The sequence below is a fragment of the Methanolobus sp. WCC4 genome (assembly GCF_038022665.1).
Taxonomy (GTDB): domain Archaea; phylum Halobacteriota; class Methanosarcinia; order Methanosarcinales; family Methanosarcinaceae; genus Methanolobus.
The window spans coordinates 688,849-703,682 of the sequence record NZ_CP150629.1 but is presented as its reverse complement, the minus strand read 5'-3'; the positions used below and the strand labels follow the sequence as shown (position 1 = coordinate 703,682).

Here is a 14,834-nt window from a genome sequence, read left to right as displayed (position 1 = left end):
CTTATTTTTCATCCACAGGATCATGTTCTATAAACCTGATATGATGGATGCCCTTGCAGACTATGATGAAGCAAGGTATGTTATATTCGGCGTTCCTTTTGATTCTACATCTTCTTACAGGTCCGGAAGCCGCTGGGCTCCTGATGCAATGAGGAAGGCCTCTGCTAATTTTGAGACATACAACCAGCATTTCGATATCGACTTCCAGGACCTGCTCATCCATGATGCAGGCAACCTTGAACCCTATTCTTCCGTGGACGAGACACTGGAAGACCTCTACTATGCAGTAAGACCCATAGTAAAGGATGGCAAGATCCCAATCATGATGGGAGGGGAGCACTCACTTACGTATCCATGTGTGAAGGCATGTGCCGAAGGATCGGACGAGGATATTGGATTCGTTGTACTTGACGCTCACTTCGACCTCCGTGAGGAATACGGAGGTATCAGGAACAACCACGCATGTGTTTCCAGACACATACGCGATGATATCACAGACACATACGTGACAATAGGTGTTCGCAGCGGACCAAAGGAAGAATGGGTCTATGCAAAAGAAACGGGAGTCAAATACTACACCGCAGATGATGTCCGTGAGGTGGGTATAAAAGACGTCATTACCGAAGTGAAGGAATACCTGGGCGACAGGAAGATCTACCTGTCACTGGACATGGATGCACTTGACCCGGCTTACGCACCCGGTCTTGGCACACCGGAACCATTCGGACTCACAGATATCGATGTACGTGAGGTTATACGTGAACTTGCACCGATATCCGTTGGTTTTGATGTAATGGAGATCGCACCTGAGTACGATAACGGCATAAGTGCACTGCTTGGAACAAAACTCCTCAGGGAGTTCATCGCGGCACACGCTGCAAGTGAGAGATAGACTCACTTGTAATGCTTTTCATTTTCTGATGCTGATCCGAGTTCCCACATATCAATGAAATTATCGAGCAGTTTATCGAAGAAACTGCCTTTATAGCTGATCATTAACCCTGCAACGGTCTCAGGGTCCACTACCTCGAAGTTGCTCTCTCTTCCATGAACAGTCTTGCTGACGACACCCGATGCTACCATCTTGTTAAGATGCCATGAGACCGTGGAAGGAGAAAGACCCACACTGGATGAGATACCCTTGTTGTTCATTCCCGGTTCTTCCATAAGATCCATCAGGATATGCCTGCAGGCTTTTTTCCTTAAAAATGAAAGGATCATCCGGTCATTATCACTCAGCTCTCTGTCCTTCACAAAATAGCGGACGAACTGTTCGTCCCGAAGTATTGAGACAAGGCCCTTCTTCTCCATGTAGTGAAGATGATATTGCAGATTTCCCACTGCTATACCAAGATGTCTTTCAAGTTCACGCAGGTGTATCCCGGGCGAACTGTGGATAGTATCGAATATCCTCTTCCTGGTATCAAGCTCGAGCTCAGGTCCCATTCCGTTCAATCCCTAATCTGCTCTTTTGTCACCATGGCAAAGAAGAACAGCAGCAAAACCACAAAATTGAGGACACTACCCCATACTTCCAGACTATCCCCTATCATCGGAAAGAAAGATTCCGTCGAATCCAGGAACCCCATCAGGAAATAAGAGAAGAAAGCTGCAGTGACCAATAATAGTTTCCTTCTGCGTTCTCTCAGATACGCAGCAAGGGATATGGTGAACAATACCAGTGCCAGTATACTTGAAAGCAGGACTATCACATTGTCGATTTCCATTCCCATGTAGGCCCATCACCTCTTAGAATTAAAAATGAAGCAAAAGAAGGATGCTTGTCCTCCTTTCATTCGGTTGTGATATCCACAAGCTCAAGCACCTCATCGCCTCCGACAACAGCCTCCTCCTTAAGGATACCAACGCCGCTGGCATAGTACTTGTTTTCCTCTACCCCCGGTTCAAGCGGTGTCCACTCCTTTGTCTGGAGACAGTTATCGAACGAGCCATATTCCACTGTCACGGATGCATCAAGACTCAGCACCTCAGCCATATCCTCTGCCTCACCCTCATAGTATTCCTGCTGGTAGATATCGCCTACTTGCGGATCCGCTTTCATCAATATACCCGGTTCTGCACCGTCAACACCTGCTTCCCATGATCCCGCAGTGCTCTCTAGCTTGCCGTCGTCATACTCTTTGGAATCCTCACCGAAATACCATACATTGCCTTCATTGTCATTGGCATACCAGTCGAATGTATCTTCCACAAGCTCACCGTCTTCCCATTCTCTTTCCCTGATGACCATGGTCATAACTCCCATGATCTCCTTTGTCTGGTCGGTGACATACATCTCTACCCTGATGTCCTCACCATCGGACTCGCCTTCAAGAATGAAGGTTGTACCAACTTCCAGCGGGAAGTATGGATTGCCAACAGGATCAGTGAAATCTGCAGGGTCTATTACGGAATCCGATACTTCATCTGTTTCCTCTTCCATAGCATCTTCGGGAATGTCTTCAGGCACTTCTGCATCCACATCAGCAGTTTCCTCTTCAACCATATCTTCTTCAGGCGTTTCCTCTGAATACGATGTATCCGTACAACCGGATACCATGATCAGTGCAACCCCTATGAGAAGCACCACAATATTTCTAAGCATTTTATTTTTCATATTAAGCCTCCCTTTTCTCCTCCGGACAGAAAAGTCTCTAATTGAAAATTGGGCTGGCTTATATTAATGATTCTGGTACAGACATCGAATATTGATACAAGCTTCGAACGATCGAAGAATGACAGAAAGGAAAATACATTAATTAGAGAGTAAAAAATATCATTCTTCCTGAGGGATCGTGAACCATATTCTGGTACCTTCACCCACTTTACTCTCCAGACCGATACTGCCACCATGCATCTCGACAAGCTCTTTCACAAGTGAAAGACCAATACCTACACCTGAATACCTGCGGGCATGGGACCAATCTATCTGAACGAAAGGATCGAACAACTGTTCCTGTTTCTCTTCAGGAATACCGATACCCGTATCTGTTACAGACGCACGAAGGTCCGTCCCCGAACGTTCGACAAGGATATTAATCGAACCGCTATCAGGAGTGAATTTTATAGAATTGCCTATCAGGTGATGAAGTATCAGCAGGAATTTTGATCTGTCAGCAACAATATGATCAATATCATCCTTCACCTTGAAGTCGACAGATATGTTCTTTTTAGCAGTGCTGGTCCTTGTGACCTTCCTCATCTCGTCAATGATAGGAAGGATCTCAAATTGGGACAGATGAACATTCCAGTCACCTGCCTCGATCTCAGCTATATATATTAGGGAATTGACTATCTCGAGGAGATTGGAACCTGCATTCTTTACACTATTTGCATACTTCATCTGCTTCTCATTGAGCTTTCCTGACATCTCACTTAACAGGATATCGGAATATCCTATGACTATATTCAGTGGCGTACGCAGTTCATGACTGATATTCGCCACGAACTCGCTCTTTGACATGGATGCATCCTCTGCGAGTAACTTTGCTTCGATCAGCAGTTTCTCGGCCATCTTGTGCTCAGTGGTATCAACACATATCCCCATAAAAGTGTCTTCATCAAGTATGACAGCCTCCACCTGCATGAAAAAAGGAGTTCCATCCTTTTTGATGAATAAGAGCTCCCCTGATGCATATCCCTGACCCTTTACCGCTCTAAAATGCTCCCTCGCTGCTCCCAGATACTCAGGGGCACAAAGGTCTGTAATATTCATCTCCAGCATCTCTTCCATTGTATACCCTGTAATGATACATGCTGCAGGATTGACATCAACGTACTTCCCGCTAGCATCAGCTACAAAAATTGGATAGGGAGAATAATCTACATAAGTACGGTATTTTTCTTCACTCTGTTCAAGCAGTTGCCGGGATTTTTTCATTTCAGAGAGATCAATAACATTGCCAATATAGTATAATGGATTCCCAGCCTCATCGAATATCAGATTGGCATTTAGATATCCCCAAACAGGATGACCATCTTTGTGAGTATACCTTTTTTCCATCTGAATAGAACTTATATCCCCTGCAACCAACTGATTCTGTAGTTCGATGTTCTTTGGGAGGTCCTCAAAATAACTGATATCTTTCAGGAGCTTACCCACCAACTCCTCTTCAGTATAGCCCAGCATTTTGCAAAATGCATCATTTGCCTGTAGTATTCTTTTTTCTTTAACGGACATCCGGGTAATACCGATACCACTTGATTCGTACATTGACCTGAAAATTGCCTCACTTTCATAAAGCAAGGACTCGGTTTTCTTTCGAGCTGAGATATCTGCCACTATTGCAAAGGCATATTTAATATCCCCTGATCCATCCCTGATCACATTCACATACAGCCTTACCCATACGATGTGTCCTTCTTTATGGACGTATCGCTTCTCGATCTCGAAGGAATCGGTCTCCCCTGAAAGAACCTTAATCATCATTTCCTCTTCGATCCCGCTACTATCGGGGTATGTGATATCCATGAAGTTCATGGAGTAGAGTTCATCCCGGCTATAACCTACTATATCACAAAAACGTTCATTGACCTTCTGGAAATTACCTTCTACTGTCAACCGGGCAATACCTACTGCTGACTGCTGGAAAAAGACTTTGAACAGATCCTCGTCTTCAGGTTTCAGACCTACAGACGCACCAGCCTCCTGACCGGAGACTTCTTTTTTAAGTTCATTATGCCTGTCATCCAGACACTTGAAATTCTTCCTTTTGTCAACAAGGGCCTTCAGGTAAGCTATAGTGTCTTCATTATCAAAGGCTTCTTCAAGATAATCGTCAGCACCAGACTCTACAAGTCTCACTTTGTGCTTCCATGGGAGAGAAGGTCCTGTAAAGATCACCGGAATGAAATGGTATTTGTCGGAGAACTTGACATCCTGGCATGCCTCATATGTATCCGGGTCATGGATGGAACCATCGATGACTATGATGTCCGGTATCATGATCTCAAGCTTTTTCATAAGAGAAGCGCATGGGCTCACCTCTACAACATTGAAATCCTTCTCGATGATAGCCTTGAATGGAATTTTTCTATCAGACCCATTCATGACCACAAATACCACTGGTTTTAACAGACGATCATTCCCATACAATTGAATTAACAGAGATAATCAATTTTATGCACCAAACTATATAACAGTGCAAGTGATGCACATCAATATATTCCCACAATACAAAGAAATTATTGCATGCCTGGTAAATTAAGTTTTGCATTGTATTCAGGTGAAGTTGCTTAAGAACAGCACACTCACAGATAATTATTTACCTGCTCCAGACAATGGATATTTGAGAATATGTACGATGAAATAGAAGTAGTATGTCCATCCTGCTCACCAAAGATGAGTGTGATGCATGATGTTCTGAAGTCCGGACAGAATATGGTCGTCCAGTGCCAGGAATGTGGGAACGTCCATCCGGCAGAAGTAGAAAAAACGAAGACATTCAGCATAAAGGTTATTATCAGCAAGGGAGATGAGTCCTTTACAAAGACCACCCTGATGACATCAGAAGAGGAACTGAGGATCGAAGATGAGATAATAGTCGATGACGGTGAATCTGATGAAGTATACCCGATCCTTGTCACTGCAATAGAATCAGGAGACAAGAGGCCTAAGATGGCGAAGGCTTCGGAGATAGACACCATCTGGGGCAGGGCTATCGATGAGGTATCAGTTAAGATCGCAGTCCATCATGGGAGAAGCACGGACGCCCTTCAGAAGAGAGTTCCCGGTGGATATGAGTTCATTATCGGGAAGGAAGAGAAGGTCGACCGGAAGAATGTCAGGATAAAGAAGATCAAGATCAGGGATGGGAGCCTTGAATCACGCACCGGTATCGCTGTGCCGGCAAAATTCATCAAGAGGATATTTGCGGAGGAAGTCTACATGAAAAGCTGGGGAGATGGGAAAACCCAATGGAGTATGAAAGGGAAAGGGCGATATTAGTTAGGTCACTTGCTGAACAGGGAGTCAGCGAAAGAACCCTTAAAGCAATGAAGAAGGTACCGAGACATCTTTTCGTACCTTCCATACACGCATCAAGTGCCTATGTGGACACCCCCTTGTCCATAGGCCATGCACAGACAATATCAGCGCCGCATATGGTAGCTATGATGTGTGACCTTCTTGAACTTGAAGAAGGACTCAGTATACTTGAGATCGGTGCCGGGTCAGGCTATAATGCAGCAGTAATGGCAGAGATCATCGGGAAAAAGGGGAAGATCTATTCTATTGAACGCCTTGACAAACTGGCGGTCTTTGCACATGACAATCTGGAAAGAGCAGGATACTCTAACGTAGAGGTCATACTCGGGGACGGGTCACTCGGATGGCCTGACAATGCACCTTATGACAGGATATGTGTGACCGCATCTGCACCGGATACGCCGCTTCCACTTATTGAACAACTAAAACCCGGTGGTATCATGGTCCTGCCTGAAGGAGAAGGATACCAACGCCTTTACATAATCAGGAAATCCCGGGATGGAGAGGTCACGAAACAGGATTGGGGAGGAGTTATCTTCGTCCCACTGATAGGACATTATGGTTTCAATCCCTACGACAGCCAGAGAGGAAAGAAGTAAAGGCTACTAACTGCGAAACTACTTTTAATATCATGAACATTGAGCGTAGCATATCTTACAATTACCGATACACGGCAGGAAAAATATGTCCTCAATAGATGAGAAATGGCAATTCTGGATAGACAGGGGAGGCACATTCACCGATATCGTTGCCCGTAAACCTGACGGACAATTGCTTGCACACAAGCTCCTGTCGGTTGACCCTGAACATTATGCTGATGCAGCCATGCACGGTATAAGGAAGATACTCGACATCAGGCCGGAGGACGCACTTCCCACTGAGATCATATCGTCCATCAAGATGGGAACAACTGTGGGAACCAATGCCTTACTTGAACGCAAAGGTGAACCCACCGCGCTTGTCATCACCGAAGGTTTCAGGGATGCACTGAGAATAGGTTACCAGAACCGGCCCGATATATTTGCACTGAACATAGAACTGCCGGACCTGCTCTATGAAGAGGTCGTCGAAGTAAAGGAGCGTTACAGCGCATCCGGTGAAGAAGTTATCGAACTTGATACCGGGAATGCACGAAAGGAACTGGAAAAGGTATACTCACAGGGTATCCGTTCTGTGGCTATCGTTCTGATGCATGCCTACCGTTATCCTGAACACGAGCTTCAGCTCCGGGGAATCGCAGAGGACATTGGATTCACCCAGATCTCGCTGTCACACGAGGTAAGTCCCCTTATGAAGCTGATAAGCAGCGGTGAGACGGCCGTTGTGGATGCATATCTCTCCCCGGTGCTGCGAAGGTACATCGATATGGTAGCAGGAACCCTTGAAGCAGGAGGAGGGAACACAAAACTGATGTTCATGCAATCCAACGGAGGACTGGTGGAAGCTGCACAGTTCAGGGGCAAGGACTGTATCCTCTCCGGGCCTGCCGGCGGTATCGTTGGAGCTGTGGAAACCTCCATGCTGGCAGGTTTTGAGAAGGTGGTGACCTTCGATATGGGAGGGACTTCCACCGATGTGGCCCACTTCAGCGGGGAATATGAAAGGAGCTTTGAGACCGAGATCGCGGGAGTTCACCTGCGCTCACCCATGCTCTATATACATACCGTGGCTGCAGGTGGCGGGTCTATTATTCATTTCGAGGCTGGCAGATTCACAGTTGGGCCTGATTCCGCTGGTTCTGACCCGGGACCTGCCTGCTATCGCAAAGGTGGACCGCTCACTATCACCGATTGTAACCTGATGCTGGGGAAGATAGATCCGCAGTATTTCCCTCATGTTTTCGGACACAGCGCAGACATGCCACTTGATGCTGATGTCGTGAAGGAGAGATTCTCTGCACTTGCAGAGGAAGTGAGTGACTTCACAGGAGAACAGCACAGTGCAGAACAGGTTGCTGAGGGATTCCTGAAGATAGCCATCGAGAACATGGCCAACGCTATCAAGAAGATATCCATCCAGCGTGGATACGACACCAAGGACTACGTACTCTGCTGCTTCGGAGGAGCAGGGGCGCAGCATGCCTGTGGTGTTGCAGATGCACTGAGCATCAGGAAGATACTGATACATCCCCTGGCAGGAGTGCTTTCCGCATACGGCATGGGGCTTGCAGACCAGCGTATAATTAAGGAACATGCGGTGGAGAAGAAACTGGAGAGAGAGCTTATCCCTGAACTGAAGGATATTGCTGCAGGATTGGAAAATAGCGGCAGGGAAGAGATGCGAATGCAGGGTGTGCCTGATGAAGAGATCAGTGCGCTGCATAAGGTCCATGTAAAGTATGAGGATGCAGGGACCTCCATGGTTGTCACCCTCAGTGATGAGGAAGGGATCAGGAAGTCATTTGAGAGTGAACACAAAAGCCGTTTTGGCTTTATCATGGAGAACAAGGAACTGGTCATCGAGGCGGTCTCTACTGAGATAATAGGTGCAGGGGAGGAGATGCAGGGGTCCATAATAGCAGATGATGAGAATAAAGTGGTTGATGAACTGCCCGAGACCACCATTTTCACCTGCGGGAATCATCACAGGACACCGGTCCACAGAAGGGAAGCACTTGCCGGAAGGAAGGTGAAAGGACCTGCGGTCATTGTTGAAGCCAACACCACCGTTGTCATCGAGCCGGGATGGCAGGCAGAGCTGACCGATAACCATGAACTTGTTCTTGAAAGGATCGTACCGCTGCCAGAGAGGGAAGCGATCGGTACCGAAGCCGACCCGGTGATGCTTGAGATCTTCAATAACAGGTTCATGTCCATTGCACAACAGATGGGATATACACTTCAGAATACCGCTTATTCTGTCAACATCAAGGAGAGACTTGATTTCTCATGTGCGCTTTTCGACCGTGAAGGGAACCTCATAGCCAATGCACCCCATATACCTGTTCACCTCGGCTCCATGGGAGAGAGTGTGAGAGCTATCATCGGGAAGTTCACTGATATGGAAGAAGGGGAGGTCTTCATGCTCAATTCCCCGTTCGAGGGAGGGACACACCTGCCTGATATCACAGTAATCACTCCTGTTTTCCATGCGGGAGAGGTTGCATTCTACGTCGCCTCAAGAGGACACCATGCTGACATCGGAGGGGTTACACCGGGATCGATACCGCCTGAGAGCAGGCATATCGAGGAGGAAGGCGTGATTACCGGGGGGCAGAGGATAGTCTCTGGGGGAAGATTCCTTGAGGAGGAGGTTCACACATGGCTGAACTCGGGAAAGTATCCTGCACGCAATCCTTTCCAGAATATCGCTGACCTGAAGGCTCAGGTGGCTGCTAATGAAAAGGGAGCCAGGGATCTGGAGAGGCTTGTGGGTCATTTTTCCATGCAGACGGTTAAGGCATATATGAAGCATGTGATGGACAATGCGGAAGAATCGGTAAGAAGGGTTATACAGGTGCTTAAAGGTGGGGAATACTCACTTTCCTTTGATGACGGGACCGTTGTTCACGTAAAAGTGAGCATTGACCGTGAGAGGAGAAAGGCACATATCGACTTCACCGGAACTTCGGGACAACATCCGGGGAACCTGAATGCTCCTGTGGCTGTCTGCAAGGCGGCTGTGCTCTATGTTTTCAGGTCACTTGTTGAGAAGGATATACCACTCAATGAGGGATGCCTGAAGCCGCTTGATATCACCATCCCTGAGAGGAGCATACTCAATCCTGAGTATCCTGCTGCTGTTGTGGCAGGAAATGTGGAGACCTCGCAGTATATCGTTGATGCACTTTTCGGAGCGCTGGGAGTTGTGGCAGGTTCACAGGGCACCATGAACAATTTCACATTCGGGGATGAGGAATTCCAGTATTATGAGACCATATGCGGCGGTTCAGGTGCAGGTGAAGGTTTCGATGGTACAGACGCTGTTCAGACGCACATGACGAATTCCAGGATAACGGACCCCGAGGTACTGGAATGGAGATTCCCGGTGAGACTCGAGGAGTTCTCGGTCAGGAAAGGAAGCGGTGGCATGGGAGCTTATGCCGGAGGAAATGGCGTCGTTAGGAAGATACGGTTCCTCAGACCCATGAGAGCAGCCATCATTTCCAGTCACAGAAAGTTCGCTCCGAAGGGATTGAACGGTGGAGAGGACGGAAAGACCGGACATAATTATATTGTGAGGAACAGCGGGGACGTTGAGGAACTCGGTGGACGGGAACTTGTTGAGATGGATGAAGGAGATCTGTTCGTGGTGGAGACACCGGGAGCAGGAGGGTTTGGTTCACCGTCTGAAGAATCAAAAGAAAAGTGTTAAGTAAGGATACCACTTAAGCATCATTGGACGAGATGAGGTTACAAAAAATGGATGATAGTGCAGACGAGAATATTGAAAAAGGGAACGATATCAAGGCGGTCAGTGTAAAGGGGGTGTTCATGATCAACATCTTCGGAAAGGCTGTACCTGCGGTGATGCTTGAGGATGAGGAAGGGATGATAATGCCTATACACATCGGTCAGGCAGAGGCGCTGTCGATAAATTCGGTGCTTAAAGGAGAGACCATGCCACGACCTATGACACACGACCTCATCGTTGCTATGCTCTCAAGACTTGATGCGGAAGTGGAGAGGGTGCTGATAGATGACAAGGTGGACAATATCTACTATGCTCGGATGACACTGAAAAAGGATGGCGCCACTATGGAGTTCGATGCCAGACCCAGCGATTGCATCGCCATCGCACTGAGGAACGATGCCTCGATAATGATCAGCGAGGAGGTCTTCAACTGTGATGCTATCAGCAAGGATAATTTCACCGGCTCAAAGGCGATAACAGGATTTGAATAGGTATACTGGTCTGTAGAAATCCTCTCTAATTCAAGCCACAGATACACTCATCTCCTACGGAGCTGAGTGCCTGCTAAACATTTGTTCAGCAGGTAACGCAGATGCACACAGATAATTGATTTTTGCATTGAATGAAATACCCGGTGACCCAAAAAAGTATATAGTGTCGGTCAGGACTTTATTCTATGAGGCATCGGATATTCTATAATCCTTTTAATTTCATTTTCACGCTGATACTCACTTTTGTGCTGGCGTTCAGCATATCCCTGCTTTTCTTCGGTGTTGTGAGCACCGCCTTTGCAAGGATAGGTTTCTCATGGGAGGATGCCCTTATCCTGCTCCTTGCCTCGCTTATCGGAAGCCATATCAATATCCCCCTGAGAACGATAGAGTCAAAGGTACCGATCGAGGACCACAAGTATGTGAAGGTCTTCGGGGTCTCATATCGCGTACCCTTCAAAAAGAATCACATCATGAAGACAACGGTGGCCATCAACGTAGGCGGAGCACTTATCCCGACCATCGTTTCCCTCTACCTGCTGAGCCTCTTCCCCGATTCCGCGATACATGCCTTCTACGCCGCCCTCATGGTGGCAATAGTCACAAAGCTGATTGCCAGACCCGTGAAAGGTGTGGGAATCGTCACCCCTGCCCTGCTCCCACCTGTTGCAGCAGCCCTGAGCTCGATCCTCGTAGTCTCAATGGGACACGTACAGCATGAACTCATCTTTGCAGTAGCCTATGTCAGCGGCACCCTGGGAACCCTGATAGGAGCCGACCTGCTGAACATGCGCGCGATCACTAAGCTGGGAGCACCTGTAGTTAGTATTGGCGGTGCGGGGACGTTCGATGGGGTGTTTTTGGCTGGGGTTATTGCGGTGTTGTTGGTATGACTTATCAGATAATTAACAACTATAAGTCCAAACACTCCATTTTTATGGATTCCCAAAATGTTTCCAAATTTATCAAAGTATCATTGCAAAATTGAATTACTTCTTTTGGCTCTTCATGCATTAAAGGAACATACATTTCTACATAACTGTCATCATTAAATTGATCTTGACTGTCAACTCCTGCTTTAAACACCAACTGTGCCTGAAAAAATGTTTGTATTGGTTTATGCTGAATTGTATTTCTTGCTTCCTTTATTTCATCTATCCACTCTGAATTTTGGAGAATTAATTCGTGGATTGAAGACTCTTTGAAGTCCGGCAATTTTCTAATAGCTTTTTTATTCATATATTGACCAAAAGAGAATGAATGCTCTGCATCATAACCATCAACAATCCTGCATTTTAAATCAATCATACCATTAATTGATGCCATAACTGAACTGATGAAAGAATAGAATTCATACAATTCCACAGCAAAGCCCTTTTGATATGAGAATTCTACAGGAATTCTAAATTCAATTCTGCCTTTTCCAGTTTTACTACGAAGCCCCTTTTCATCAACTACAGGTTTGTTTGAATTTGATAATTTTTGTTTGAGAATATCATAGTGATATCTTGAGCTGTCGATGAAAAACTCAATTGTAGCAATTCTTTCTTTAACGTCCATGTTACCACTGTAGAAAGTGTGATCTTGTTAATTCCTGCTCATTGAATTATCAATTTTTATTCTAAAAGATCATTAACTGCAGCTTCCATCAGCCTCTCCCCATCTTCCTGCGCCTGCCTTATGTTAGATTCGAGCTGGTCGCAGAGTTCCATAAGCTGATCGACTTTGGCTACGATGCGTTTTTGTTCTTCGAGAGGAGGAAGTGGAACTAAAAATAACCTCATAGATTTCAGTGAAACATTCTTGATTGTACTGCCAGTAGCATTTTCAAAAGCGTAATCCAAAAAATATCCAGTCTCAATTAATATCTTAATATAAAATTTGTCCAAATTGCCTAGTAAATTAAAGTAACATGCACTCTTTCCCAAGATTACTTTTTCATTATTATAGAAAGCAACATTGCCTAATGTGCCATTTATTGAAACCAATACAGTATTTTCATTCAATGATTTCTTGTGTTTATTGAATTCTTCCAAAGATACTGTTTTTGTATTGCTTTTGACAATAATTTTCCCGTTTTTCAAATTGTTCCCGTTTATGAAGAAATAATCACCATGCTCTGAGTAGTTTGGAGTACCATGTAATCCATCACCTAACAAAGAAACTAAATTTCCTAGTCTTTCCCATTTCCAGTTATGTGGTAACTCAAAAGGATTTTCTTCCTTTTCAATTGATGGTAGTGGTTTGCTATTCCTTATTTCGCCTTCTTTAACCAACTTCTCTTTTTCATCCCTAATCTTTTCCAACAACACTTCAGCAGGCTCATCCCTGTCATCCTGCTCCACAAGCTTACCCATCACCGCAAGCTGCAAAATAGCCTGCCTCAGTTTCTCCACGTTTTCCAGATTATCATAGAGCAGCCCGAAATTATCGCATACGAGCCGCCAGTTTTCTGCAAACTCCTCCGGGCTGCCAGTTTCTAGCATCTTGTTGAGGGCAGCATTGTTGAGATGAATGCGGCTTTCCTGCTTCTGCTGTTGTAGGGATTCGAGCTGGTCGCAGAGTTCCATGAGCTGGTCGACTTTGGCTACGATGCGTTTTTGTTCTTCGAGAGGGGGAAGGGGAAATGGATTTTGCAAAAAATAGTCACGCGGTATTCTTTTTTGATTTGCTGTACCTGTTGTTTTTGTAATTCCTTTTTGAATAAACTGTGGGCTTCTAAAATACAATAATACATAATATGGATAGGTATATTCTGTTATTGACCTAAATACATACAATTCTGTAGTACCTGCACCTACGCCATTTTTCAATCCTTTCATTACAGCAGATTTGCCATTCTGAAAACATGGTGTTATTTTTGCCACAACAACATCATTTTCAGCAAAATGCGTATATCCTTTTTTAATTTCTTTCCATGACCTCGTATCATAAACAACATCATCACCATATTTTTCAGATAACAAAGTCATAGGAATAAATGAAACATCCAAATCATCTGATACATTATTCTTTGGATTTATGATTCCTATTGTTCCAAGCCTTGTCCAATACCAATTATCAGGAATTTCATAAGCTATTTCATCGACCTCAACCGAAGGCAAGTTCGCACTTTTCTTGATGATGCCATCCTTAGCCAACCTCACCATCTCAACCCTAATCATCTCCAACAACACTTCCGCAGGCTCATCATCTGGATTTTGCGGTACAAGCTTTCCCTGCACTGCCATTTGCAGTATCATCTCGCGCAGCTTCTGGATACCGTTTGGGGTTTCTGCAAGCAGGGAAAAGTTCTCGAAAAAGGAATCGGGGTTCATGGGTTCTTTCCCTCAAGGGCTGCCATGAGTTCTGCTTTCAGGGTGTTGCGGGTGTCTTCGATCTCTGAGAGGAGGGTTTTGTAGTCAGCGAGGAGTTCTTCGGGGTCGCCGTGGTCGATGTCTGTGACGTGGGGGTTCTTGATATCGAGGTTGTAGTTGTTGGCCTTGATCTCGTCGATTGTGACCTTCCAGGTAAACTCATTTTCCTCGCGGTTTTCCCACCATGCTTTTTCGGGTTTGAACTCCTGAATTCGCATTGGTTTTGTCTTGGAGTAGGACTTGTAGCCATCAGGATATGGGTGTTCGTAATACCATATCTCCTTGGTTGGCTCGCCTTTAGTGAAAAAGAGCAAGTTTGTTTTGATGCCGGTGTAGGGATTGAAAACACCATTTGGCAGGCGCACGATGGTGTGCAGGTTGCACTCGTTGAGAAGTTTCTCCTTGATGCGGGTCTTCACACCTTCGCCGAAGAGTGTGCCGTCAGGGAGAACTATTGCGCCTCGTCCTTTATCTTTGAGCAGGTGAACGATGAGTACAAGGAAAAGGTCGGCTGTTTCCCTTGTTCGGTAGGATGCCGGGAAACCTGTTTCAATGCCGTCTTCCTCCGTGCCTCCAAATGGCGGATTGGTAATTATCACATCCACCCTGTCAGATGGGTTGTAATCTCTCAGAGGTCTTGCAAGGGAG

At 45.8% G+C, this 14,834-nt stretch carries 13 protein-coding genes; 6 read left to right on the top strand and 7 right to left on the bottom strand.

Annotated elements, in window-relative coordinates:
- Window positions 1–22: 22 nt before the first annotated feature.
- Complete coding sequence (speB, locus tag V7O63_RS03510; RefSeq protein ID WP_340820139.1) at window positions 23–892, top strand: agmatinase; 870 nt, start codon at window positions 23–25, stop codon at window positions 890–892.
- Between the two features lie 2 nt (window positions 893–894).
- Here speB and V7O63_RS03505 read toward each other — a convergent pair whose 3' ends face one another.
- The 4 genes from V7O63_RS03505 to V7O63_RS03490 all read right to left on the bottom strand — a co-directional run bounded on the left by V7O63_RS03505 (window position 895) and on the right by V7O63_RS03490 (window position 5,050).
- The gene (locus V7O63_RS03505; RefSeq protein WP_340820782.1) at window positions 895–1,446 is read right to left on the bottom strand and encodes a winged helix-turn-helix transcriptional regulator; all 552 of its coding nucleotides are present in this window, start codon (window positions 1,444–1,446) and stop codon (window positions 895–897) included.
- Window positions 1,447–1,451: 5 nt separating this feature from the next.
- On the bottom strand, window positions 1,452–1,733 hold the full coding sequence (locus V7O63_RS03500; RefSeq protein ID WP_340820138.1) for a hypothetical protein: 282 nt from the start codon (window positions 1,731–1,733) through the stop codon (window positions 1,452–1,454).
- 59 nt (window positions 1,734–1,792) lie between these two features.
- Entirely contained in the window at window positions 1,793–2,617 is an 825-nt protein-coding gene (locus tag V7O63_RS03495; protein ID WP_340820137.1) for a hypothetical protein, read from the bottom strand.
- Window positions 2,618–2,776: 159 nt separating this feature from the next.
- Window positions 2,777–5,050: a PAS domain S-box protein gene (locus V7O63_RS03490; RefSeq protein WP_340820136.1), complete on the bottom strand. Its 2,274-nt coding sequence runs from the start codon at window positions 5,048–5,050 to the stop codon at window positions 2,777–2,779.
- A gap of 246 nt (window positions 5,051–5,296) precedes the next feature.
- Here V7O63_RS03490 and V7O63_RS03485 point away from each other — a divergent pair, with 246 nt between their 5' ends.
- From V7O63_RS03485 to V7O63_RS03465, 5 genes are all read left to right on the top strand, one after another.
- Window positions 5,297–5,947, top strand: a complete 651-nt coding sequence (locus V7O63_RS03485) for an HVO_0476 family zinc finger protein (protein ID WP_340820135.1) — start codon at window positions 5,297–5,299, stop codon at window positions 5,945–5,947.
- On the top strand, window positions 5,917–6,585 hold the full coding sequence (locus V7O63_RS03480; protein WP_340820134.1) for a protein-L-isoaspartate O-methyltransferase: 669 nt from the start codon (window positions 5,917–5,919) through the stop codon (window positions 6,583–6,585). Before V7O63_RS03485 ends, V7O63_RS03480 begins: the two co-directional genes overlap by 31 nt.
- Window positions 6,586–6,670: 85 nt before the next feature.
- Window positions 6,671–10,300, top strand: a complete 3,630-nt coding sequence (locus tag V7O63_RS03475; protein ID WP_340820133.1) for a hydantoinase B/oxoprolinase family protein — start codon at window positions 6,671–6,673, stop codon at window positions 10,298–10,300.
- Between the two features lie 47 nt (window positions 10,301–10,347).
- Window positions 10,348–10,830, top strand: coding sequence for a bifunctional nuclease family protein (locus tag V7O63_RS03470; RefSeq protein WP_340820132.1), 483 nt, complete (start codon window positions 10,348–10,350; stop codon window positions 10,828–10,830).
- A 185-nt stretch (window positions 10,831–11,015) separates the two neighbouring features.
- A complete protein-coding gene (locus V7O63_RS03465; RefSeq protein WP_340820131.1) occupies window positions 11,016–11,723 on the top strand; it encodes a DUF1614 domain-containing protein in 708 nt (235 codons plus the stop codon).
- A 19-nt stretch (window positions 11,724–11,742) separates the two neighbouring features.
- On the opposite strand, the gene V7O63_RS03460 is transcribed toward V7O63_RS03465, so the two are convergent.
- The 3 genes from V7O63_RS03460 to V7O63_RS03450 are packed head-to-tail and all read right to left on the bottom strand — an operon-like array spanning window position 11,743 to window position 14,818.
- Window positions 11,743–12,390, bottom strand: a complete 648-nt coding sequence (locus tag V7O63_RS03460; protein ID WP_340820130.1) for a hypothetical protein — start codon at window positions 12,388–12,390, stop codon at window positions 11,743–11,745.
- Between the two features lie 56 nt (window positions 12,391–12,446).
- A complete protein-coding gene (locus tag V7O63_RS03455) occupies window positions 12,447–14,147 on the bottom strand; it encodes a restriction endonuclease subunit S (RefSeq protein ID WP_340820129.1) in 1,701 nt (566 codons plus the stop codon).
- The gene (locus tag V7O63_RS03450; RefSeq protein WP_340820781.1) at window positions 14,144–14,818 is read right to left on the bottom strand and encodes an N-6 DNA methylase; all 675 of its coding nucleotides are present in this window, start codon (window positions 14,816–14,818) and stop codon (window positions 14,144–14,146) included. Before V7O63_RS03450 ends, V7O63_RS03455 begins: the two co-directional genes overlap by 4 nt.
- Window positions 14,819–14,834 lie beyond the last annotated feature (16 nt).